General features: G+C 50.2%; 21 protein-coding genes. 19 read left to right on the top strand and 2 right to left on the bottom strand.

The window, feature by feature from the left end; all coding sequences use genetic code 11:
* Positions 1–6: 6 nt before the first annotated feature.
* The 19 genes from ACQUQM_RS15440 to rlmB all read left to right on the top strand — a co-directional run bounded on the left by ACQUQM_RS15440 (position 7) and on the right by rlmB (position 19,822).
* Entirely contained in the window at positions 7–441 is a 435-nt protein-coding gene (locus tag ACQUQM_RS15440) for a SoxR reducing system RseC family protein (protein WP_432470781.1), read from the top strand.
* Between the two features lie 31 nt (positions 442–472).
* Entirely contained in the window at positions 473–1,873 is a 1,401-nt protein-coding gene (locus tag ACQUQM_RS15435; RefSeq protein WP_432470780.1) for a DegQ family serine endoprotease, read from the top strand.
* Between the two features lie 158 nt (positions 1,874–2,031).
* Positions 2,032–3,831: a translation elongation factor 4 gene (lepA, locus tag ACQUQM_RS15430; protein ID WP_432470779.1), complete on the top strand. Its 1,800-nt coding sequence runs from the start codon at positions 2,032–2,034 to the stop codon at positions 3,829–3,831.
* Between the two features lie 35 nt (positions 3,832–3,866).
* Positions 3,867–4,679 carry a signal peptidase I gene (gene lepB, locus ACQUQM_RS15425; RefSeq protein ID WP_432470778.1) on the top strand — a complete coding sequence of 271 codons (813 nt, stop codon included), beginning with the start codon at positions 3,867–3,869 and terminating at the stop codon, positions 4,677–4,679.
* Positions 4,680–4,697: 18 nt separating this feature from the next.
* Positions 4,698–5,072, top strand: coding sequence for a DUF4845 domain-containing protein (locus tag ACQUQM_RS15420; protein WP_432470777.1), 375 nt, complete (start codon positions 4,698–4,700; stop codon positions 5,070–5,072).
* The gene (gene rnc / locus ACQUQM_RS15415) at positions 5,072–5,752 is read left to right on the top strand and encodes a ribonuclease III (RefSeq protein ID WP_432474834.1); all 681 of its coding nucleotides are present in this window, start codon (positions 5,072–5,074) and stop codon (positions 5,750–5,752) included. The genes ACQUQM_RS15420 and rnc overlap by 1 nt, the downstream gene beginning before the upstream one ends.
* On the top strand, positions 5,752–6,687 hold the full coding sequence (era, locus tag ACQUQM_RS15410; protein ID WP_432470776.1) for a GTPase Era: 936 nt from the start codon (positions 5,752–5,754) through the stop codon (positions 6,685–6,687). The genes rnc and era overlap by 1 nt, the downstream gene beginning before the upstream one ends.
* Positions 6,688–6,701: 14 nt before the next feature.
* Positions 6,702–7,394, top strand: a complete 693-nt coding sequence (recO, locus tag ACQUQM_RS15405) for a DNA repair protein RecO (RefSeq protein ID WP_432470775.1) — start codon at positions 6,702–6,704, stop codon at positions 7,392–7,394.
* A 103-nt stretch (positions 7,395–7,497) separates the two neighbouring features.
* On the top strand, positions 7,498–8,271 hold the full coding sequence (pdxJ, locus tag ACQUQM_RS15400; protein ID WP_432470774.1) for a pyridoxine 5'-phosphate synthase: 774 nt from the start codon (positions 7,498–7,500) through the stop codon (positions 8,269–8,271).
* Positions 8,268–8,657, top strand: coding sequence for a holo-ACP synthase (gene acpS / locus ACQUQM_RS15395; RefSeq protein WP_432470773.1), 390 nt, complete (start codon positions 8,268–8,270; stop codon positions 8,655–8,657). Before pdxJ ends, acpS begins: the two co-directional genes overlap by 4 nt.
* A 106-nt stretch (positions 8,658–8,763) precedes the next feature.
* A complete protein-coding gene (locus tag ACQUQM_RS15390; protein WP_432470772.1) occupies positions 8,764–9,183 on the top strand; it encodes a universal stress protein in 420 nt (139 codons plus the stop codon).
* 186 nt (positions 9,184–9,369) lie between these two features.
* Complete coding sequence (gene cysM, locus ACQUQM_RS15385) at positions 9,370–10,266, top strand: cysteine synthase CysM (RefSeq protein WP_432470771.1); 897 nt, start codon at positions 9,370–9,372, stop codon at positions 10,264–10,266.
* Positions 10,267–10,521: 255 nt separating this feature from the next.
* Positions 10,522–12,780 (top strand): GTP diphosphokinase, encoded by a 2,259-nt coding sequence (gene relA, locus ACQUQM_RS15380; RefSeq protein ID WP_432470770.1) that lies wholly within the window; start codon positions 10,522–10,524, stop codon positions 12,778–12,780.
* Positions 12,781–13,605, top strand: a complete 825-nt coding sequence (mazG, locus tag ACQUQM_RS15375) for a nucleoside triphosphate pyrophosphohydrolase (protein WP_432470769.1) — start codon at positions 12,781–12,783, stop codon at positions 13,603–13,605.
* A gap of 2 nt (positions 13,606–13,607) precedes the next feature.
* On the top strand, positions 13,608–14,006 hold the full coding sequence (locus ACQUQM_RS15370) for a hypothetical protein (RefSeq protein ID WP_432470768.1): 399 nt from the start codon (positions 13,608–13,610) through the stop codon (positions 14,004–14,006).
* Positions 14,007–14,111: 105 nt separating this feature from the next.
* Positions 14,112–16,718, top strand: a complete 2,607-nt coding sequence (gene ppc, locus ACQUQM_RS15365; RefSeq protein WP_432470767.1) for a phosphoenolpyruvate carboxylase — start codon at positions 14,112–14,114, stop codon at positions 16,716–16,718.
* 584 nt (positions 16,719–17,302) lie between these two features.
* On the top strand, positions 17,303–17,959 hold the full coding sequence (gene adk, locus ACQUQM_RS15360; protein ID WP_432470766.1) for an adenylate kinase: 657 nt from the start codon (positions 17,303–17,305) through the stop codon (positions 17,957–17,959).
* Between the two features lie 102 nt (positions 17,960–18,061).
* Positions 18,062–19,063 carry a ferrochelatase gene (gene hemH, locus ACQUQM_RS15355; RefSeq protein WP_432470765.1) on the top strand — a complete coding sequence of 334 codons (1,002 nt, stop codon included), beginning with the start codon at positions 18,062–18,064 and terminating at the stop codon, positions 19,061–19,063.
* An 18-nt stretch (positions 19,064–19,081) separates the two neighbouring features.
* The gene (gene rlmB / locus ACQUQM_RS15350; protein WP_432470764.1) at positions 19,082–19,822 is read left to right on the top strand and encodes a 23S rRNA (guanosine(2251)-2'-O)-methyltransferase RlmB; all 741 of its coding nucleotides are present in this window, start codon (positions 19,082–19,084) and stop codon (positions 19,820–19,822) included.
* Positions 19,823–20,061: 239 nt separating this feature from the next.
* On the opposite strand, the gene ACQUQM_RS15345 is transcribed toward rlmB, so the two are convergent.
* Together ACQUQM_RS15345 and ACQUQM_RS15340 are read right to left on the bottom strand one after the other, a co-directional pair.
* On the bottom strand, positions 20,062–21,252 hold the full coding sequence (locus tag ACQUQM_RS15345; protein ID WP_432470763.1) for an acetate/propionate family kinase: 1,191 nt from the start codon (positions 21,250–21,252) through the stop codon (positions 20,062–20,064).
* Between the two features lie 292 nt (positions 21,253–21,544).
* Positions 21,545–22,486, bottom strand: coding sequence for a bifunctional enoyl-CoA hydratase/phosphate acetyltransferase (locus tag ACQUQM_RS15340; protein ID WP_432470762.1), 942 nt, complete (start codon positions 22,484–22,486; stop codon positions 21,545–21,547).
* Positions 22,487–23,080: the final 594 nt, after the last annotated feature.

Here is a 23,080-nt window from a genome sequence, read left to right as displayed (position 1 = left end):
GAACTTATGATTGAAGAAACCGGTACTGTAGTAAGGGTTGAGCCACAGGGTGTCTGGATTGAAACCATTAAACAGAGTGCCTGCAGCAGCTGTAGCGCGCAGAAAGGCTGTGGTCAGAGTTTGTTGGCTAAAGTAGGCGATGGCAAGAGATTGCTCATTCAAGCAGATAACCCTGACAAACTGAGAGTCGCGGTTGATGATCAGGTTGTACTCGGGGTTGGAGAACGTTCTTTCCTCACAGCATCGCTGACCGTTTATCTGTTACCGATTCTGATGATGTTTATGTTTGCTCTAGTGCCTCAGCTACAAGGCGCGACCGAGCCTGTTGTGATATTCAGTGCGCTGGCCGGTCTTGCAATTGGGTTTCTCTTTAGTCGCGGTTTATCGCTGCGACTGGGACGTTCATGTAGCTACCGTCCGGTTTTGCTACGGGTTATTTGAAGTAAGATCTTTTTAAGAACAGGAAGTATCTATGAAGCTAATTAAAGCCACTTTTGGTTTAGTTCTTTTACTTTTCGCTGCCGGTACCGCAAGTGCCTCATTACCCGAGTTTCGGGAGTTGGTAAAAAAAGCTTCTCCTGCCGTCGTTAATATCAGCACGGTTCAGCATGTGCAGACCCGTACCAATGCGCGGCCGCAGTTCGAAATGCCGGATGGCGAGCAGATTCCGGAAATTTTCCGGCATTTTTTCCGTATCCCTCCTAATGGTGGTGATGCGCCTAAGAGACCTGCCCCTCAATCGCTGGGATCGGGTTTTATTATCTCTGAAGATGGCTATATTCTGACCAATCACCATGTTGTCGATGGTGCGGATAAAGTTATTGTCCGTCTTAATGATCGGCGCCAGCTGGAAGCGCAAGTTATTGGTTCCGATAAGCGTTCTGATGTTGCATTGCTAAAGATCGATGCGACTGATTTGCCCCGGGTAAAGGTTGGTAATTCAGACCGCTCAGAGGTGGGTGAGTGGGTGCTGGCCATTGGTTCGCCATTCGGTTTTGATTATTCAGTGACAGCAGGCATCATCAGTGCCACTGATCGCAGTCTGGCGAATGAGACCTATGTGCCGTTTATCCAGACCGATGTAGCGATCAATCCGGGTAATTCCGGAGGCCCGCTGTTTAACCTGGATGGTGAGGTGATCGGAATAAATTCCCAGATCTATACCCGTTCGGGTGGCTTTATGGGGCTGTCTTTTGCTATTCCAATGAATGTAGCAATGGAGGTGGCTGAACAACTGAAGCAGGATGGTCATGTTAATCGTGGCTGGTTAGGCGTAATTATTCAGGAAGTAAGTCGTGATCTGGCTGAGTCCTTTGGTCTGGAGAAGCCTGAAGGCGCGCTGGTAGCTAAAGTTTTACCTGATAGTCCGGCGATGGCTGCTGGTATTAAAGAAGGAGACATTATTCTCAGCTTTAATGGCCATAATATCGATCGCTCCGGTGACCTGCCGCATCAGGTTGGTCGGGTCAAGCCTGAAAAAGATGCTGAAGTGGGCGTTATTCGTGGCGGTAAAAAGAAATATATTACTGTCACTATCGGATTGTTACCTGATATGACTAAGCCGGCTAAAACGGCCAAGAACAGCGTTAAACCAGAGGTTAATCGTCTCAACATTCAGATCAGTGAATTAGACGATCAGCTAAAAGAGCGTTGGAGTGTCGGTTCGGGTGTTGTGGTTCGCCGTGTGGAAGAGGGCGCGGGAGCAGACGCTGGCCTGATGGTGGGAGATGTAATTACAATGCTCAACGGCGTCAAAATTAATTCGGTAGCTCAGTTTGCCGAGGCTGTATCTGAATTGCCTGAAAAACGGGCAGTGCCGATGCGGATCGTACGGCGCGGCAGTCCTGTGTTTATTCCTCTCAAACTACGCTAATGAGGATTTGTTAAAGGAGGCTGCGGCCTCCTTTTTTGTTTTTGCTTGTCGCGCGTTGCGTTGGCCGTAGGTCGCTAAATACGGTAAACTTGCCCGCTTCATATTCGCGCCTGTTATACCTAGTATGGCGCCCACTATTTTTGGCTGGTGAATCCACGGTGAGTAAGCTCGAACATATTCGTAATTTTTCGATTATTGCCCATATCGACCACGGCAAATCGACTCTGGCAGATCGCTTCATTCAAACCTGCGGCGGCCTCTCCGAACGTGAGATGGCACAGCAGGTGCTCGATTCTATGGATCTTGAGCGTGAACGGGGTATTACCATCAAGGCTCAGAGTGTAACTCTGAATTACACCGCCCAGGATGGTAAAGACTATCAGCTCAACTTTATCGACACGCCGGGGCACGTAGACTTTAGTTATGAAGTATCGCGATCGCTGGCAGCCTGTGAAGGTGCTTTGTTAGTTGTGGATGCGGCACAGGGGGTTGAAGCCCAGTCTGTTGCAAACTGCTATACCGCACTGGAGCAAGGGCTGGAAGTTATGCCGGTGCTGAATAAGATGGATCTGCCGCAGGCCGAGCCGGAACGCGTGCGTACTGAGATTGAAGAAGTAATCGGAATCGATGCGCAACATGCGGTGCCCTGTAGCGCTAAAAGCGGTCTGGGTATTGAGGATGTATTAGAGCAGCTGGTACATGATATCCCGGCTCCCGAAGGCGATGTCGATGGCCCGTTGCAAGCTCTGATTATCGATTCATGGTTTGATAATTATCTTGGTGTGGTCTCTCTGGTCCGCGTTAAGCACGGTACTTTGCGTAAAAAAGACAAGATTAAGATGAAGTCGACCGGACTGATACATCCGGTCGATGGTGTTGGCATCTTTACGCCTAAGCGTAAGGAAACCGGTGAGCTGAAAGCCGGTGAAGTAGGCTATGTGGTTGCCGGGATTAAGGATATTCACGGAGCGCCAGTGGGCGATACTATCACCCATGCCAAGACTCCCGATGTTGAAAGCCTGCCAGGTTTTCAGAAGGTTCAGCCGCAGGTATATGCCGGTCTCTTTCCGACCAGCTCCGATGATTATGAAGATTTCCGTGAAGCGTTGAATAAGTTGACGCTGAACGATGCATCCCTGTTCTTTGAACCGGAATCATCCGATGCATTAGGTTTTGGCTTCCGTTGTGGCTTCCTCGGTATGCTGCACATGGAAATTATTCAGGAGCGTTTGGAACGGGAATATAATCTCGACCTGATTACATCGGCTCCGACCGTTGTTTACGAGCTGGCGTTGAATAATGGTGACATTATCCACATTGATAGCCCGTCTAAAATGCCGGACCCTGCTTCGATACAAGAGATGCGTGAACCGATAGTGGAAGCGAATATCCTGGTACCTCAAGAATACCTGGGGCAGGTTATCGGTCTCTGTGTTGATAAACGCGGTGTGCAGAAGAATATGAATTTTGTCGGCAATCAGGTGCAGGTCTCGTATGAGCTGCCGATGGCCGAAGTGGTTCTGGACTTTTTCGATCGCCTTAAGTCTGTCAGCCGTGGTTATGCTTCTCTGGAGTACAACTTTGTTCGCTTTGAACCGGCGCAACTGGTCCGTCTGGATATCCTGATTAATGGCGATAAAGTAGACGCACTGGCGGTTATTCTGCACCGTGATAACGCTCAGCATCGTGGTCGCCAGTTGTGCGAGAAAATGAAAGATCTGATTCCACGCCAGATGTTTGATGTCGCAATTCAGGCGGCCATAGGCGGTAAGATTATCGCCCGGACCTCAGTTAAAGCTCTGCGTAAGAACGTAACCGCGAAATGTTATGGCGGTGACGTTAGCCGTAAGAAGAAGCTGTTGCAGAAGCAGAAAGAGGGCAAGAAGCGGATGAAGCAGGTTGGTAGCGTAGATATTCCGCAGGATGCATTCCTGGCGGTACTGAAAATAGATAGCTAGAAGTTAACAGCTAGAAGTAAACAGTTAGGATTAATATGGACTTCGATTTTGCACTGGTACTGGTAGTACTGACCTTTGTAACAGCATTGGGCTGGATCTATGATCGGGCGCTGTTGGCAGGACCCCGTCGCCAACGTATCGCTTCAGCTCAGGCGCAGGCATCTCAGCCATTGCCTGACATTGCACTGGAGAAACTTGAGAAAGAAAACGGCCTGATCGATCTGTGTCGTTCGCTGTTTCCTGTATTGCTGGTTGTTCTGATTTTGCGTTCTTTCGTGGTGGAACCGTTTCAGATCCCTTCCGGTTCGATGAAGCCGACTCTTAAGGTCGGTGATTTCATTCTGGTGAATAAATGGCACTATGGTTTTCGTCTGCCGGTGCTGGGTACCAAAATGTTGCCAATGAACGATCCCCTGCGGGGAGATGTGGTGGTATTTAAGTACCCTGAAAATCCTAGTATCAACTATATTAAGCGTGTAGTCGGTTTGCCCGGTGATCGTATCCGTTATCAGGATAAAACTATCTATATCAACGGTAAGCCGCAAGAGCAGACGCTGAAGGCTCAGTTGCCACCACAAAAGCCAAGAGTGTTGCTGGTTGAAGAGCAGCTCGGCGATGTTACCCACCAGATGTATCGTGATGTGGGTTTCCCGCGGATATCTGCAGAATGGGTAGTGCCGCAGGGGCAATATTTTGTGATGGGCGATAATCGTGATAATAGTAACGATAGTCGTTTCTGGGGCTATGTTCCTGATGAGCTTCTGGTGGGTAAGGCGTTTGCGGTGTGGATGCACTGGCCGGACTTCTTCACGCTACCGGACATCAGTGCTGCGAGAGCAATTAAATAATTGATTTGGGGAACACCTATGGCTTTAAAAAACAGACAGCAGGGAGCTACTTTTTTTTCGACCATGATCGTACTGATTGTGGCAGGAATATTCCTGGCCGTGGGCTTCAAGTTGTATCCTGCCTACTATGATCACTATCTGATTAAATCGGTGGTCGGTGATGTGGCGACAAACCCTGACGAGGCCGTTAAACCGGTCAACGAGATACGTACTACGCTGAGTAAACGCTTACGTATCAATCAGGTTAAGCTGCCGAGTAAAGATGCGCTAATCTTTACCCGTGATGAGGGTTCCATGACCATCAGTCTGAAATATGATGTTCAGGTGCCTATGTTTTTTAATGTTGATGCGCTGGTCAAATTTGACGAGCAATATGAAGTGATATCCCGTTGATCATTAAGCCTGCTACAGATCTGGCCCGTAAACTGGGCTACAAATTTAAAGATGAGAGCCTGATAGAGCTGGCTCTTACCCACCGCAGTCACGGTAAACGTAATAACGAGCGGTTGGAGTTTCTCGGCGATTCGATTCTTAATTTCGTGATAGCTGAAGCTTTGTTTAAACGTTTTCCTGAAGCCCGTGAAGGCCAGTTGAGTCGACTGCGGGCCTTGTTGGTAAAAGGAGAAACCTTGTCGGAAATCGCCCGTGAGAAAAAGCTGGGTGATTATCTGAGGCTGGGCTCGGGTGAGCTGAAAAGTGGTGGTTTCCGCCGTGATTCTATTCTTGCTGATGCAGTAGAGGCCATTATCGGTGCAATCTATCTGGACAGTGATATGGAAATTGCCCGACGTTATATTCTCGACTGGTATCAAAGCCGACTGGAAAGCACCAGCCTGGAGAATACCCAGAAAGATTCCAAGACCCGGTTGCAAGAGTTTCTTCAATCGCGCCGAGCACCATTGCCTGAATATGAGTTGCTTTCCGTTGAGGGAGAAGCGCATAAGCAGACGTTCCAGATCCGTTGTAATATTAAGCTATTGGATCAACCCACCGAAGGTGTGGGAAGTAGTCGCAGACAAGCAGAACAGGAAGCTGCTAAACAGGCCCTGTTGGCACTGAAGGTAGGTAAATAATGAGTCGTGACCTGAGCTATCTGCTGGATCAGCCTAATGAAAATCAACGTTGCGGTTACGTGGCTATTGTCGGTCGCCCCAATGTCGGAAAATCGACCCTGATGAACGAGATACTCGGGCAAAAGCTGAGCATCACTTCGCGTAAGCCACAGACTACCCGCCATCAGATTGTCGGTATTAAAACTGAAGGCGATGTTCAGACTATCTATGTCGATACGCCCGGACTACACAAGGACCAGGATAAAGCGATCAATCGCTATATGAATAAGGCGGCCAGCTCCGCCTTGCGCGATGTCGATGTGGTGGTGTTTATGATTGACCGGACCGCCTGGACCGAAGAAGACCAGCACGTCTTTGAAAAGGTTCAGGGCGCTAAATGTCCGGTGATTCTGGCAATCAATAAAGTTGATCAACTGGAAGACAAAGACTCTCTGTTGCCGCATCTTGCGGAGTTGTCACAAAAGATGGAATTCCTTGAGATCATTCCAATCTCTGCTCAGCAGGGGACTAACATCGATCGTATGGAAGCCGCAATTAACGAACAGCTGCCTAAGAGCATGCACTTCTATCCTGAAGATCAGGTGACCGATCGCAGCTCCCGCTTCCTGGCTGCTGAGTTAGTACGTGAGAAGCTGATGCGTAATCTGGGTGATGAGATCCCTTACGGTACTACCGTAGAGATTGAAGAGTTCAAGCGTAACGAGAAAGGCATTCTGATCATCAGCGCATTGATTCTGGTTGAGCGAGAAGGCCAGAAGCGGATCGTGATTGGCGATAAAGGCGCCAAGATTAAAGGCATAGGCCGTGATGCCCGGATGGATATGGAAAAGATGTTTGATTCAAAGGTTATGCTTAACCTTTGGGTGAAAGTTCGCAGTAACTGGTCTGACGATGAGCGAGCCCTGCGCAGCCTCGGATATAACGATCTAGAGTAACGGATCAGAACACCATGAGCTTTCAGGTTGAAGCCCAGGCTGCTTTTGTTCTCCATACCCGCCCCTATCGGGATACCAGTGTGCTGGTCGATCTGTTTACCCTAGAGCAAGGTAAGATCAGCGCAGTGGTTAAAGGTGCGCGCAGCCCGCGTTCTAAGTTTCGTTCTGTCTTGCAACCCTTTACCCCGCTCCAGATTAGCTGGCGCGGGCGGCATGAGCTGAAAACACTGACCCAGGCTGAGCCTGTCGCAACACCAGTATTTCTTGGTGGCCGATCTCTGTTGTGTGGCCTCTATGTTAATGAATTGCTCGAACGTCTGCTGCAGCCCCATGATTCCCATCCCCGACTCTATGTTTATTACCAGTACGTACTGAATGAGCTGCTTGCCGATACCGATATTGAGTTAGCACTGAGAGTCTTTGAGCGGCATTTGCTGCAGCAGCTGGGTTATGATTTCGATTTTAATCATTGCCAGTCCGGGCAATATTACCGTTATTCAGCTGAATCTGGTTTCCATCCTGTCGCGGGGGCTAGCGCTGTTGATGTCTTTAGCTGTGAGCAGTTGCAAGGTATCGCAGCAGAAGACTACAGCTCGAAACTTGTCCGACAGGCGGCTAAGCGTCTGATGCGTCTGGCTATTGAGGCGCAGCTGGGAACTAAGCCATTACGTAGCCGCGAACTGTTTAAGAAATACAGCGTCGGCTGAGGTATTTTATCTCGTTTCCGGTATGCGGTGGGGGATAGGTTATAAGCGTGCTTTCTAGTAAGCTCTGAGTCATTATTTCAACAGTTTTTTTAAGAGGTATACCGTGGTAGAACCAAGTCGTTTACTGCTGGGTGTTAACATCGATCATATTGCAACCCTGCGCCAGGCCCGTGGTACCCGTTACCCTGATCCGGTACAGGCTGCAGCGCTGGCAGAAGATGCCGGCGCTGATGGTATTACCGTACATTTGCGCGAAGATCGCCGTCACATCCAGGATCGGGATATTTATATGCTGGCTGAAACGCTGCAGACCCGAATGAACTTTGAGATGGCGGTGACCGATGAGATGTTGAGCATCGCCGAAAAGGTAAAACCGGGTCACGCCTGCCTGGTTCCTGAAAAGCGTGAAGAGCTGACTACTGAAGGCGGGCTCGACGTTGCTGGGCAGGAAGCTAAAGTAAAAGCTGCCTGTGACCGTCTGGCTGCAGCCGGGGTTGAAGCATCTCTGTTTATCGATGCAGATGAAGCTCAGATTGATGCCACTGTGCGTTGTGGTGCACCGGTAATTGAACTGCACACCGGCGCCTATGCCGATGCTGAGACCACCGCTGAGCAGAAAGCAGAGCTGCAACGGATTCAGCAGGCTGCGAGTTACGCTTTTAGCAAAGGGCTTATCGTCAATGCCGGGCATGGTCTGCACTATCATAATGTTGAACAGATTGCAGAGATACCTGAAATCAGTGAGCTGAATATCGGTCACGGCATTGTCGCCAGAGCGGTATTTGTCGGCCTGAAAGAGGCTGTTGCAGAGATGCGCCGCCTGATGATGGAAACCCAGGCCCGGGTTCAGCCATTACGGGACGCTGTACGCAGATGATCTTCGGTGTCGGTACCGACCTGCTTGATATCCGGCGTATTGAAAAGGCGCTGCTGCGAACGCCGCGCCTGTCGGAGAGGATTCTGACCGCTGCTGAACTGAAGCAGTTTCAGGGTTCCAGACAGCAGACACGTTTTCTGGCCAAACGGTTCGCGGCCAAAGAAGCTGCGGTAAAGGCGCTGGGTACCGGTATCGGCCGCGGAATCAGTTGGCAGCATTTTGAAATCAGCCACGATGAGCTGGGCCGGCCTTTGCTCACCCTGTCAGGTTATGCCAAACAGCGGGCCGATGCGATGGGCGTCGGTGTCTTTCACCTCTCTTACAGTGATGAGCAGGACCAGGTAATAGCTTTTGTCGTCGCGGAAAAGGTTACAGAGGTGCGCTGAACGTTATTAATCGTGTTCCGGAATTCTTGCTCCTGATAACCGCCACTTGAAACCCTATGGGCTAAACTGATACCAGTTATCGGTATGTTTTACAGAGGTGGTTTTGATGAAAACGATTATGGTCGCTACCGATCTTTCACCAGGCTTTGCCGGGGCTTATGAGAAGACGATCCTGTTGGCCAGAGCGCTGTCCGGTACTGTTTACCTGTTGCATATTGTGCTGCCTAACGAAGACAGTAGCTATAAAGACAAAAAAGAGTTCGGGCGGGAGTTTGCTGATGAGTCGGCAGCTCTTAATAATCTTGCAAAACAGTTTCGTGATCAGGATGTCGAGACTCATGCGTTATTGATGGAAGGCGTTATTACGGTCGCTATTCTGGCTGAAGCCGAGCGTTTGCAAGCTGATCTTATTGTATTAGGAGGTTCCGGTAAGGAGTCGGCAACGGGCCTTTTGGTGGATAATATTACGCAGAAAGTAATTAAGCAGACGCAACGGCCAGTGTTGTTGTTTCCTGCATCAGATTAATGTCGTGCGGCTCTGTTTCATCTGAATTCAGGCTTTCTTTCAGTTCCGAAAACATGAATTATTCTGCATTGAGCTTTGTCTGTTGTCCCGGTATTATTCCGGACTTGTTATTTAGGTATATGAAATATTTTTCTAATTCCTTCTGGTTATATCTATATGTTACCGGAGCGGTGAGTGGTACTAGTTATGAGCACGCAATTTCCAACCATTGAAGATTATGTAGGCAATACCCCTTTGGTGCGCCTGCAGCGTATTACTGTTGGTCGTGGAAATACTATCCTGTGTAAGCTTGAAGGTAACAACCCGGCTGGTTCAGTTAAAGATCGCCCAGCGTTGAGTATGATTCAGCTGGCAGAATCCCGGGAGGCAATTAAACCGGGTGATACGCTTATCGAAGCGACATCGGGTAACACTGGCATTGCCCTGGCAATGGCTGCCGCGATTAAGGGTTATAAGATGAAGCTGATCATGCCGGATAACGGCAGTGAAGAACGCAAAGCTTCAATGACCGCGTACGGTGCCGAGTTGATTACAGTAACCCCGGAAGAGGGTATGGAAGGCGCCCGGGATCTGGCGTTGCAGTTACAAGAGCAAGGTCAGGGTATCGTGCTGGATCAGTTTGCCAATCTGGATAATCCGGAAGCCCATTATCAGGGTACCGGGCCGGAAATCTGGCAGCAATCTCAGGGGCAGATTACCCATTTTGTGAGCTCCATGGGTACAACCGGGACGATTATGGGAACCTCGCGCTTTCTGAAAGAACAAAACCCGGAGGTGCAGGTTGTCGGCCTGCAGCCAGCGGAAGATGCTTCGATTCCGGGGATTCGCCGCTGGCCAGAAGAGTATCTGCCAACAATATTTGATGCTTCCCGGGTTGATCAGGTATTGGATATTACCCAGCAGGAAGCTGAAGATACAATGCGGGCTCTGGCCCAGCAGGAAGGTATTTTTTGTGGTGTCTCTTCTGGCGGTGCTGTTGCCGGAGCTTTGCGTCTGGCGCAACAGGTGGAGAACGCGGTCATTGTCTGCATCATCTGTGACCGGGGTGATCGCTACCTGTCTACCGGTGTGTTTAATAAGTAACTGCTTATCAGGCCTGAGCGAGGGAGCCTGTGGGCTCCTTTTTTAATTTTTGATGCCTGATACCTGAGTAGTGGTTTCTCTGCATGAAACTGAACTTGCTCGCTATTACTGGTCTTACAGTCTAGAATGTCCGCGCCTCTCCGTAGGGAGGATCAGGGGGACATGGACCGTTATATTATATTTTCCGCCCCTATATAAAAACAATAATAAGCTGCGCAGCGGTGGTCAGGATTACATTGGGAGTGGCATAACGCCATGGTAAAAGTACGAGAAGAACACCCAATCCACGATGATGGAAGTGTCGATCTGGAGCTATGGCTGGAACGCCTGCAGGAACAGATCGAAATCAAAGATATTGATGCTGTGCGACAAGCTTGTCTCTACGCGCAGGAGTTAAAAGATCTGGTCGAGCCAGGTGAAGATGCCTGGCATAACACCAGCGATAGCTTCATTATTGGCTTGGAAATGGCCCAGATACTGGTCGAGTTGAATCAGGATCAGGAAGCGATAATCGCCGGTATTTTGTATCGAAGTGTCCGTGAAAAGAAAACCACCCTCGATCACATTCAACGTCGTTTCGGCAAGGATATTGCCAAGCTGATCGAAGGTGTACTGCAGATGGCTGCTATTGGCAGTCGTCAGAATCCCCGTCGTGAAAACGTGCTTGGCCAGAGTGGTAACCCGCTGGATAACGTCCGCAAAATGCTGGTCTCGATGATCGATGATGTGCGGGTGGTACTGGTTAAGATTGCCGAGCGTACCTGTGCTATTCGTGGCGTAAAAGAGGGGAGTCGCAAGAAGCGCTACCTGGTTGCCCGGGAAGTATTTGATGTCTATGCGCCGCTAGCTCACCGTTTGGGTATCGGTCACATTAAATGGGAACTGGAAGATCTTTCGTTTCGTTACCTGAAGCCCAATGACTATAAGCAGATCGCGACGCTGCTGGATGAAAAACGTCTCGATCGTCAGCAGTTTATCGAAGATGTGCTTAGTATCATGAATACTGAGCTGGCTAACGTAAATATTGACGGCGAGGTGATGGGCCGTGCCAAACATATCTACAGTATCTGGCGCAAAATGCAGAACAAGAATATCGATTTTAGTCAGGTCTATGATATTCGTGCGGTACGTATTCTGGTACCTGAGATTCGTGATTGTTATAGCGTGCTGGGTATAGTTCACGGTCGCTGGCGTAACATCCCCCATGAGTTTGATGATTATATAGCCTCGCCGAAACCGAACGGCTATCGCTCCCTGCATACGGCTGTATTTGGTCCTTCAGGCAAGGTACTGGAGATCCAGATTCGAACCTATTCTATGCATGAGGAAGCGGAGCTGGGGGTTTGTGCCCACTGGTTATATAAAGGTACCGATACTAAGTCTCAGAGCAACAGTTACGAAGATAAGATCGCCTGGCTACGACAGGTCCTTGAGTGGCATGAAGACCTCGGTGGCTCGGAAGAGTTCACTGATATGATTACAAACGATGTGACGCATGATCGGGTCTATGTGTTTACGCCTGACGGCCACGTAGTGGATATGCCGGTGGGTTCGACGCCGGTGGATTTTGCTTATCGGGTACATACTGAAGTGGGTCACCGCTGTCGGGGCGCTAAAGTGAATGGTCGTATCGTTCCGCTGACTAAGCAATTGGCAACCGGGGATCAGGTTGAGATTCTCACGGCAAATACTGAGCATCCTCGCCGGGACTGGCTTAACCCTAATCTTGGTTACATTAATAGTGCCCGTTCCCGGGCCAAGGTTCAGCACTGGTTTAAGTTACAGGATAAAGATAAGAATGCTGCCGCAGGCCGTAAGATTATCGAGCGTGAATTTAAACGTCTGGCGCTGGAACTGCCCGAACTGAATTTTGGGGTGATGGCTGATCAGCTCAATTTCAAAGCCCCGGATGATATGTACGCTGCTTTGGGAGCGGGCGATATCCGATTATCGCAAGTAATCAACGCGGCACAGCAGCAGGTTGAGGCAGAACCCCACGATGAACAGCTCGATCTGGAACTTCCGCTGAGCTCGGGGAAAGCTCAGGGCGAGTATGATGGTATCAAGATCCGCGGTGTCGGTAACCTGCTCACCTCTATTGCCTCTTGCTGTAAGCCAGTGCCGGGCGATCCGATTATCGGTTATATAACGATGGGGCGTGGGGTATCGATTCACCGGGAAGATTGTACCAACGCGTTTCAGTTGCGTGAGCACGAGGGTGAGCGGATCATCGAAGTCAGCTGGAATGAGGATGCGGAGTCGACCTATCCGGTGGATGTCTTCATTGAAGCATTTGACCGCTCAGGCCTGTTGCGAGATGTGATGATGGTTCTGGCCAACGAAAATATTAACGTTCTTTCAGCGAACACCCAGTCGGATAAAAAGAGCAATATTGCTCATCTGTCGATGACGATCGAAGTCGGCCGGCTGGAACTGCTGGGACGGATTATGGATAAGATCAATCAGGTGCAGAACGTAACTGATGTTCACCGTCAGCGTAGCGGGACCAACTAAATGGCCCACTATAGCCTGGAAGATCTGCTCTATCTGATGGCCCGCCTGCGGGATCCGGAAACCGGCTGTCCCTGGGATCTGAAACAGGATTTTGCCAGCATCGTGCCGCATACGCTGGAGGAAGCCTATGAAGTGGCAGATACCATCGAAAGAGAAGATTGGCAGCATCTTAAGTCTGAGCTGGGGGATCTGCTGTTTCAAGTGATTTTCTATGCCCAGTTGGGTAAAGAACAGCAACGTTTCGAGTTTGAAGCCATCATCGATACCCTGGTGGAAAAGCTGATCCGGCGTCATCCTCATGTATTCCCGGATGGCTCTCTGCAAAGCCAGCGCATCGGCGATGTGCCGGATGAGGCCTCTATTAAGGCAACCTGGGAGGCGATAAAACAGCAGGAACGCAGCTCGGCTGATGAAAATACATTATCGGAAAGCCGGGTGTTGGATGATATACCCGCGGCAATGCCCTCACTAAATCGTGCCGATAAATTGCAGAAACGTGCTGCACAGGTTGGTTTTGACTGGGGGGATCCGCTGCCTGTGCTGGATAAGATTGAAGAGGAGATAGCGGAGCTGCGTGAAGCGATCGCCAGCGGTGACAAGCTGGAGATGGAGCATGAGCTGGGTGATCTGCTGTTTGCGCAGGTAAATCTGGCCAGGCATCTGCAGATCAACCCTGAAACCGCGCTGCGTTACACTAATAAGAAATTCACAGATCGCTTCGGTTATATTGAAGATCAGGTGCGCGCCAGCGGTAAAAAATGGCAGGACTATACCCTGGATGAGCTTGATTCCTGGTGGGATGAGGCCAAGAAAAAAGGACTTTAATTATGGCATCTGTACATTGGATAATCCTCGCCGTAATCGTAATGGCGGGTCTGGCTTACTGGAATCATCAACGCACTGATGCCCAGTTAAAGGTATTGAAAGACGGTGGCTTTGTGGTGTCTGATCAGTTAGCTGGCAATCCTAAGCTGCTGGTAAGTAGCAGTCAGAAGCAACTGGCTGTAGTGTTTCCCGATAGTTATCTGCGGGCTGACTTCGGTCAGGTATCAGGGCTGGAGTTGCGCCACGATAGTAATGCCCAGACCGAGTTTAATTATCGTCTTCAGATTACTCTCAAGAGCGGTTCTCAGAGCGGCCGCCAGAACAGTGTTGAGGTGGCTTATGAAAATGAGGCCCGCGCTCAATCAGCACTAAAAAAACTGCAGCAATACCTGAATAACTAACATTCTGGCACCATACATACTCTCCCTATAGGACTAAGATACTATTTGTGCTGCGCACAAGTTATGTAGTATCAATAAGGTTGTTATCGGTATTGAGGGAAGTGTATGACCAGTTTGCACGAAGACCTGCGTGATAATGTACGGATGCTGGGGGATTGTCTGGGGCAGACTATCGAAGCCCATAAAGGCCCGGAATTCCTGGCTAAAATCGAACAGATCAGAAAGCTTTCCAAGGCTGGTCGTTCATCTGGAAAACCTGTCGCTGATGAGTTGCTGCAAACCCTGAGTGAACTCAATGATGATGAGCTCTTACCAGTGGCAAGGGCGTTCACCCAATTTCTTAACCTTTCTAATATCGCAGAAGAACACCATCGCGTGCGGCGTCGTTCCGGCGTGATGGACGCCTGTACCAGTGATTCCTTCTGCGGCCTGCTTGGGCGATTACTGCATAAAGGTCTGAGCAAAGAGCAACTGGCACAAGCGGTCGCCGAGATGGATGTTGAGTTGGTGCTCACTGCGCATCCGACAGAAGTCAACCGACGCACCCTGATTCAGAAATTTGATGCTATCACCGATTGCCTGCAACGCATCGATCGCGGAGAAGACTTACGTCACCGTCTGCACGAACTGATTAGTCAGGCCTGGCATACCGATACTATTCGTAAACAGCGGCCGACTCCGGTTGATGAGGCTAAATGGGGCTTTGCGGTGATTGAAAACTCCCTCTGGGAGGCGGTGCCGGTGTTTCTCCGACAAATTGACAAACAGCTTTTCGATGCCACCGGACAGCATCTGCCGATGCATAGCTCGCCGGTACGGTTTGCTTCCTGGATGGGGGGGGACCGGGATGGAAATCCGAATGTCACAGCGCTGGTGACTGAAAAAGTATTGTTGTTATCACGCTGGATGGCGGCAGATCTTTACCTTAAAGATATAGATCAGTTGCGCGGCGAACTTTCGATGCACCAGTGTACCGCTGAACTTCGTCAGCAGGTCGGTGATCACCCTGAACCATACCGCGAGCTGTTGCGCGAAGTGCGTAATATGCTGCGCCGGACCAAGCTTTGGTCGACCCAGCGACTGGACGGCGAGCCGGTAGATAAAAAAGGGGTGTATGTTCGAGCCCAGCAACTGCTTGATCCTCTGCTGCTAATTGAGCGTTCACTCCGGGAATGCGGCATGTCGGTCATCGCAGAAGGCTTGTTAACCGATACTATTCGCCGGGTTGCCTGCTTTGGTATGACGTTGGTGAATCTGGATATTCGACAGAATTCCGACCGTCATGCCGAAGTGTTTGATGAACTGACCGATTATTATGAACTGGGATGCTACAGCGAGTGGAGCGAGCAGAATAAGCAGATTTTCCTGCTGAAAGAGCTGCAGGAAAAACGTCCCCTATTGCCCCGCGACTGGCAACCTTCAACCGATGTGCAGGAGGTTCTTGATACCTGCCGGGTTGTCGCAACAGAAGAAAAAACATCGTTTGGTTCCTATGTTATTTCTATGGCCAGCCAACCGTCTGATGTGTTGGCAGTGATCCTGTTACTGAAAGAGTCAGGCATTACTCACAACATCCGTGTGGCGCCATTGTTCGAGACCCTTGATGACCTGGATAATGCCGAAGACTGCATTCGTCAGCTGCTGGATATCCCCTGGTATAAAGCCTATACCGAAGGTCATCAGGAGGTGATGATTGGCTATTCCGATTCATCCAAGGATGCCGGCCAGCTTGCCGCTGCATGGGGCCAGTACCGGGCTCAGGAAGCGCTGACAAGGTTGTGCCAGCAATATGATATCCATCTGACCCTGTTTCATGGCCGTGGCGGTACAGTGGGTCGTGGTGGCGGTCCGAGTCATACTGCAATTTTGGCTCAACCACCTGGATCAGTGGCAGGCAGCCTGCGGGTAACCGAGCAGGGAGAGATGATCCGCTTTAAGTTCGGCGTGCCTGAGATCGCGGTACGTAACCTCGAACTATATACTTCAGCGACACTGGAAGCTTCACTTGCACCACCGGCGGAGCCAAAGGCGGAGTGGCGACTGTTGATGGATGAGTTATCCAGCTGTGCCCTTAATGCTTATCGTGAAGTGGTTCGTAGTGATCCGCAATTTGTGCCTTACTTCCGTGCTGCAACGCCGGAACAGGAGCTGGCTAAATTGCCGCTGGGCAGCCGGCCAGCGAAGCGTAAAGCCGACGGCGGTGTTGAAAGTTTGCGGGCGATCCCCTGGATCTTTGCCTGGACTCAGATACGACTGATGTTGCCTGCCTGGCTGGGTAGTGATGCTGCCTTGCAACAGGCGTTGGATAATAATCAGTTCGAACTGGTGCAGACTATGCGCAGGGAGTGGCCATTCTTTCAGTCCTATATCGATATGCTGGAGATGGTAGTATCCAAAGCCGATGGTAATATTGCCGCCTACTATGACAAGCGCCTCGTTTCTGATGAACTCAGAGTGCTTGGTGCCGATCTGCGTTGTCGACTGGCGAATACCGTTGAACTGGTGAAACAGATCAAGCAACAGGATGAACTGCTACAGGAAAATCCTGTAATTCGCCAATCCATTGATGTCCGCAATCCCTATATCGATCCGCTGCATTTCCTGCAAGCTGAACTGCTCAATCGTGATCGTAACCAGCCGGATGAGCGGCTGGAGCATGCGTTGATGATCACTATGGCCGGGATCTCGGCAGGAATGCGGAATACAGGGTAAAACGAGTAGCTAGTGGCTCGAACGTCACTACGCGACTCGCTTGTAGCTCAGAAGTGCCTTCTTATGCGGGAGTCGCGGTTTATTTGAACAGCATAGCCTTGTATGAAAGATTGTTAAAATAAGGTGCTTCGGCCACGTTTTTTTGTATGGGAGAACGTGCGGGTTGGAAAATCTTGTCGAGCAACGACAATGAAAAATTTTGCTTAGTGTTTTTTAATGCGACTTCCGGGCCGCATTAACCTATTAGGGGGTTGATACTGGCGGCGGTTTTGTCTAGCCTTGAGCGTTCGTATTTTCAGTTTGGTCATTGTCTGTGTTGGAACTGGAATAAGTCAGTAGGTATTCACTGACCTGAAGTCGCTTTAGAGAGTAAGATCGAGTCGCCTCCTTAGATTGATTGCCATGGATAGGGTTAGATATTGGTATTAGACCTAATGTCCAATTGTGAGTAGCAGGCGCCGGACGGTATCGTAGATGGTCGATGAGGCCTTGTGGTATGTCCAGAAAGAATTCCACCGGTCGCTATACAACAGGGCGGCCGGACAGTTTTAAAAATTATAAATTTGAAATGGAGCAATCCTGATATGCGTATGATTCTTTTGGGAGCACCGGGTGCCGGTAAAGGTACTCAGGCCCAGTATATTTGTGAAAAATATAGTATTCCTCAGATCTCAACCGGCGACATGTTGCGTGCGGCTGTAAAAGCGGGTACCCCTCTGGGTATCGAAGCCAAGAAAGTGATGGATGCTGGTGGCCTGGTATCAGACGATCTTATTATCGGTCTGGTTAAGGAGCGTATCGCTGAATCTGATTGTGCGAAGGGTTTCCTGTTCGATGGCTTCCCACGTACTATCCCTCAGGCGGATGCAATGAAGGATGCTGGCGTTGCTATCGATGCAGTCGTTGAGATCGATGTTGCTGACGAAGAGATTATCAAGCGTATGGCGGGTCGTCGTGTGCACCCGGGTTCTGGTCGTACTTACCACGTTATCTTCAATCCCCCTAAGGACGAAGGTAAGGATGATGTCACCGGAGATGAACTGGTTCAGCGCGCCGATGACCAGGAAGATACCGTACGTCAGCGCCTGGATGTATACCATGAGCAGACTGCGCCACTGATTACCTACTACAAAGGCTGGTCTGAAGAAGCACCTGCCGATGCGCCAAAATATAACTACATCCCTGGTGTAGGTGGTGTTGAAGATATCCGTGATGCGGTATTCGCTGCACTGGAAAAGTAAGTTGATCAGACAGTAATTAAAAAAACCGCTCACTGAGCGGTTTTTTATTGCCCGGGATTCCGGGATAATAGCGGCTTTCGTTATTATACCGGACCGATACAGATGACTCAGCCGAAAACAGCTGTGCTCCTTGTAAACCTGGGCTCACCTGACGAGCCAACTGCAGCAGCCGTCAGGCGTTATCTGAAAGAGTTTCTTTCAGATCCCCGGGTTGTTGAAGGTAAAGGGCCGCGACGTTTGCTTTGGCTGGCGGTGCTGAACAGCATTATCCTGACTTTCCGGCCGAAGAAAGTGGCTAAGTTATATGCTTCGATCTGGGATGAGGATTCTCCACTGCGCCGCATCCTGAATCAACAAGTTGCTGGATTGGATCTGGCATTGCAGTCAGAGCTGCCCGACACTGCGATTCAGGTTTTTCCGGCGATGACCTATGGTAATCCGGGTCTGACCAGCCGGTTACGTGAGCTGACCGATGCCGGCTATGGCAAAATCCTGATATTGCCACTCTATCCTCAGTACTCTGCCACTACTACCGCACCGATCTATGACCAGATCGGACGTTTTCAACGGGGCTGTCGTGAAATACCCGATATCAGGGTATTGAAAGACTATCATGATCATCCGCTCTATATTGAAGCCCTGGCTGAATCTGTGCGCCAGTACCGTAGCGAAGAGCAGGCCGATAAGCTGATTCTCTCCTATCATGGGATTCCGCAGGAGTATGTCGATAAGGGTGACCCATATCAGCGCCAGTGTCAGAGAACCTCTGAATTGTTGGCGGCGGCTCTGGGGTTACACGATGATCAGTGGCAGGCCACCTTTCAGTCCCGTTTCGGACCGATGCAGTGGTTGCAGCCTTATACTGATAAGACTCTCGAGTCTTTACCGGGGCAGGGTATTAAAAATATCGATATTATCTCGCCAGCTTTCTCCGCGGATTGTCTGGAAACACTGGAAGAACTGGCAGTAGAAAATCGGGATATCTTCACAGCAGCGGGTGGAGAAAGCTATAACTATATACCGGCGCTGAATGCAGAACCGGCCATGATCAGACTGTTAGTGGAACTGGTAAAACAGCACACCAATGGCTGGCTACAGAATTAACATACCTCGAGAACTAAGATGCGCCCAGAGTATATTTTTGGAATTCATGCTGTCACTACAGCAATAACGCGGGATGCCAAGCGTATTCGTGGCATGTGGGTCCTTAAAGGACGCAGTGATACCCGTATCCAGACGCTTCTTGAGCTGGCTAAGCAGCACTCGATCCGGGTTGAAGTGACCGCTAAAAAAGAGCTTGATCAGATGGCCGAGGGTGGTGTGCATCAGGGGGTTGTGGTTGCCTGTGAGCCGATCCAGACGAAGAATGAACAGTTCCTGGATGCTATGCTGGATCGTCTTGAAGAACCTGCATTCCTGTTGGTACTGGATGGCGTCACTGATCCCCATAACCTGGGTGCCTGCTTGCGTACCGCTGATGCAGCCGGTGTCCACGCGGTTATAGCGCCGAAGGACAAGTCTGCACCGCTGAATTCAACTGCCAGCAAAGTGGCCTGTGGTGCCGCAGAAGTGATGCCCTACGTACTGGTTACTAATCTTGCCCGTACCCTGAAAGACCTGCAACAGCGTGGTGTCTGGATCACCGGTACCGCCGGTGAAGCGGAAGTACTGGTTAATAATGCCGACTTGAAAGGCCCGATGGCATTGGTGATGGGTGCTGAAGGCAAAGGCATGCGTCGCCTGACTCGCGAGCACTGCGACCATCTGGTCAAGATACCTATGGCGGGCGAAGTTTCTTCGCTTAATGTATCGGTAGCGACCGGAGTGTGCCTGTTTGAAGCAGTGCGCCAGCGAAAGGGTTAAGTGTTATTTAGCGCGAAGAAACAGTGGCTAGAACGCTGCTACGCAGCTAGCTAGAACGGAAGGCAAGCCTTCCTGCTAGTGGCTAGAATAATCAAAAGCCAAAAACATAAAAACCGCCTGCTGGCGGTTTTTTGTTCCCGTGAGCGGGAATGTTTTTTCTAGCCACTAGCAGTGGTGCTTGCACCACGATCTAGCTAGCCGAACTTGTTCGGCGGTCTAGCCACTGTGATTGCGCGCGCTCATTTCTCAGCTAGAACCTCCTCAGTATGAAGCGCAATCATGGCCTCTTCATTGGTAGGAATTACCCGCACGATGACCTTTCCTTCATCCTTGCTGATGATGGCAGCATTGTCGTTGTTAGCGTCTTCGTTCAGTTCAATGCCGAGCCATCCGAGTTGTTCGCAAATGCGGCGGCGAACATCGTTGTCGTTTTCGCCGACGCCACCGGTGAATACCAGTTGGGTCAGGCCCTGAAGTGCGGCGCTCAGGCGACCGATTTCGAGCGCTGCGCGGTAGCTGAACATAGCGATCGCTTCTTCGGCTTCTTCGCGGTTGCTTTGATGCAGTTCCATCATGTCGGAGCTGATACCGGATACTCCCAGCCAGCCGCTCTCTTTGTAGAGGAAGCTTTCCAGCTGATCGGTGTCCATGTGGTAATGACGCTGCAGGTAAAGCAGCACGCCGGGATCTATATTGCCGGTGCGGCTACCCATCGGCAGGCCATCGACGGCGGTGAAACCCATTGTGGAAGCGATTGACTTACCCTGTTTTATGGCACACATACTGGCGCCGGCACCCAGGTGGCAGACGATAGTATTGCAGTTGGCTGCGGTAGCATCGATCTGTTCCAGGGAGCGTTGAATAAACTCATAGGACAGGCCGTGGAAACCGTATTTATGGATACCCGCCTCGGTATATTTGCGGGGGATCGCATAGTGGCGTTCAACCTTTGGCTGACCGATATGGAACATGGTATCGAAACAGGCGATCTGTGGTAGCTCTGGTTCCAGTTTCTGACAGGCGCGGATCAGTTTCAGATTGTAAGGCTGATGTAGGGGAGCCAGAGGAATAAACTCTTCTAATTGAGCCATGATCGCATCGTTGATCAGTACCGGATCACTGAATGCTTCTCCACCATGTACAACGCGATGACCAAAGGCGCTCAGCCGGGTATCCGGCAGTTGTGCATGTACCCACTGGATAACTTTATCGAGACAGGCCTGATGGCGTTCTTCTCGATCCACATTGGTCATCTCCAGGGTATACTTTTCCAGTGCTTGTCCATTACCAGACGCCACGCTCATAACAGGGGTATTGAGAATATTCCCCAGCTTGAAACGATACAGGCATTCCTCATGCTCTTCGTAACGGGAAAACAGAGCACATTTAAGGCTGGATGAACCGCCATTAACGGTTAGTATTAAACTCATTTTACTTCAGGATCTCCGAGTTCAGAACCATGTGAGATACCAGAGACAGATATGTCAGGCTGGATGAACCGACGTTAGCGGTTAGTATTAAACTCATTTTACTTCAGGATCTCCGAGTTCAGAACCATGTGAGATACCAGAGACAGATCTGTCAGGCTGGATGAAGCGACGTTAGCGGTTAGTATTAAACTCATTTTACTTCAGGATCTCCGAGTTCAGAACCATGTGAGATACCAGAGACAGATATGTCAGGCTGGATGAACCGTCGTTAACGGTTAGTATTAAGCTCATTTTACTTCAGGGTCTCCGGGTGCAGGACCATATGGGATGCGAGGGCACAGGAGGCCAGGCGAGCCAGCGTGCCATCGGAACGGCTATTCAAAATAATAGGTGCTTTAGCACCTAATGCGATACCAGCCGATTTAGCATCTGCCAGATAGATTAACTGCTTGGCGATCATATTAGCGGATTCGAGGTCTGGCGCCAGCAGGATATCGGCATCACCGGATACCGGCGACGAGATATGTTTGTCGATAGCTGCCTGCTGAGAGATCGCATTATCAAAAGCCAGTGGGCCATCCAAAATCGCGCCGGTGATCTGCCCCCGGTCGGTCATTTTGCACAGTGCAGCGGCATCGATGGTGCTAGGCATAGACGGCTTAACTGTTTCTACCGCAGCCAGGATCGCGACCTTAGGTTGCTCGATGCCGAGAGCATGGCAGAAATTGATCGCATTCTGCACGATATCCCGTTTCACCAGCAGATCCGGAGTTACGTTGATAGCGGCATCGGTGATCATCAAGGGTTTGTGATAGTTTGGTACATCCAGCACGAAGGTATGGCTCAGGCGGCGCTCAGTTCGGATGCCACGGGTCTTGTGGATAACTGCGTTGAGCAGTTCGGATGTACCGAGGTCGCCCTTCATCAGGGTTTCGGCTTTGGCTTCCCGTACCAGATCGACCGCTTTTTCAGCGGCGGCGTGACTATGCTCAACATCAATCAGCTGATAACCGGATATATCAAGGCTTTCCCGTTCGGCGGTGACTCTTATTTTCGCTTCAGGTCCGACCAGGATCGGCTCAATCAGGCCGCGTTGTGCAGCTTCAATCGCGCCTTTTAACCCGTTACGTTCTACCGGATGGACGACTGCAGTCCGTACCGGGCGGGATTTTACAGCTTCTTCAATAAAGAACTCCAGCTGATTGTGCACCGGAGGCTTTTCGGTAAGGATCATGCTTAAATTCCTCTAGCGGCTAGCCGGAAGTATCCGGGATCACCGGGTTACAACCACTACAGTACGGTAATATCTACGCTGTAGTTATTCTATGGCGCAAGTATGAACCTTCTATGACGCACTGCAACACAGAAGGTTACTAAAATGGTTATTTGACGACTAAAAAAATGGAGTTTCTTGATGTGACGCAGGTGCGGAAATGTTGTGTAAGTTGCTCGAGGCTTGGAAAAGCAAAAGAACGTTGTTCGTAGCTCGAAAAATAGAATAGCCTTCTTAATCATTTCCGAGGTGGCTTAGAGCAGAGGGACGTTGTAAGAAACGTAGGTAAATAAAACGCGCGTGGGTACGTTTTTTTGTCTTTGAAAGGTGCCAACCTGATAATTCTGTCGAGCAACGAGCAACGAGCAACGAGCAACGAGCAACGAGCAACGAGCAACGAGCAACGAGCAACGAGCAACGAGCAACGAGCAACGAGCAACGAGCAACGAGCAACGAGCAACGAGCAACGAGCAACGAGCAACGAGCAACGAGCAACGAGCAACGAGCAACGAGCAATATTTTTATTGAACTGACAGTAATGTAAGTGCTGTAATG

It is taken from the genome of Amphritea sp. HPY, assembly GCF_050870985.1.
GTDB lineage: Bacteria > Pseudomonadota > Gammaproteobacteria > Pseudomonadales > Balneatricaceae > Amphritea.
The sequence above is the reverse complement of the archived record's forward strand: the minus strand, read 5'-3'. Positions and strand labels throughout refer to the sequence as shown.

Coding starts and splice junctions, on each gene's coding strand:
- ACQUQM_RS15440 (WP_432470781.1), top strand. CDS start 7: ATGATTGAAGAAACCGGTACTGTAGTAAGGGTTGAGCCACAGGGTGTC.
- ACQUQM_RS15435 (WP_432470780.1), top strand. CDS start 473: ATGAAGCTAATTAAAGCCACTTTTGGTTTAGTTCTTTTACTTTTCGCT.
- lepB (WP_432470778.1), top strand. CDS start 3,867: ATGGACTTCGATTTTGCACTGGTACTGGTAGTACTGACCTTTGTAACA.
- ACQUQM_RS15420 (WP_432470777.1), top strand. CDS start 4,698: ATGGCTTTAAAAAACAGACAGCAGGGAGCTACTTTTTTTTCGACCATG.
- era (WP_432470776.1), top strand. CDS start 5,752: ATGAGTCGTGACCTGAGCTATCTGCTGGATCAGCCTAATGAAAATCAA.
- recO (WP_432470775.1), top strand. CDS start 6,702: ATGAGCTTTCAGGTTGAAGCCCAGGCTGCTTTTGTTCTCCATACCCGC.
- acpS (WP_432470773.1), top strand. CDS start 8,268: ATGATCTTCGGTGTCGGTACCGACCTGCTTGATATCCGGCGTATTGAA.
- ACQUQM_RS15390 (WP_432470772.1), top strand. CDS start 8,764: ATGAAAACGATTATGGTCGCTACCGATCTTTCACCAGGCTTTGCCGGG.
- cysM (WP_432470771.1), top strand. CDS start 9,370: ATGAGCACGCAATTTCCAACCATTGAAGATTATGTAGGCAATACCCCT.
- relA (WP_432470770.1), top strand. CDS start 10,522: ATGGTAAAAGTACGAGAAGAACACCCAATCCACGATGATGGAAGTGTC.
- mazG (WP_432470769.1), top strand. CDS start 12,781: ATGGCCCACTATAGCCTGGAAGATCTGCTCTATCTGATGGCCCGCCTG.
- ACQUQM_RS15370 (WP_432470768.1), top strand. CDS start 13,608: ATGGCATCTGTACATTGGATAATCCTCGCCGTAATCGTAATGGCGGGT.
- ppc (WP_432470767.1), top strand. CDS start 14,112: ATGACCAGTTTGCACGAAGACCTGCGTGATAATGTACGGATGCTGGGG.
- adk (WP_432470766.1), top strand. CDS start 17,303: ATGCGTATGATTCTTTTGGGAGCACCGGGTGCCGGTAAAGGTACTCAG.
- hemH (WP_432470765.1), top strand. CDS start 18,062: ATGACTCAGCCGAAAACAGCTGTGCTCCTTGTAAACCTGGGCTCACCT.
- rlmB (WP_432470764.1), top strand. CDS start 19,082: ATGCGCCCAGAGTATATTTTTGGAATTCATGCTGTCACTACAGCAATA.
- ACQUQM_RS15345 (WP_432470763.1), bottom strand. CDS start 21,252: ATGAGTTTAATACTAACCGTTAATGGCGGTTCATCCAGCCTTAAATGT.
- ACQUQM_RS15340 (WP_432470762.1), bottom strand. CDS start 22,486: ATGATCCTTACCGAAAAGCCTCCGGTGCACAATCAGCTGGAGTTCTTT.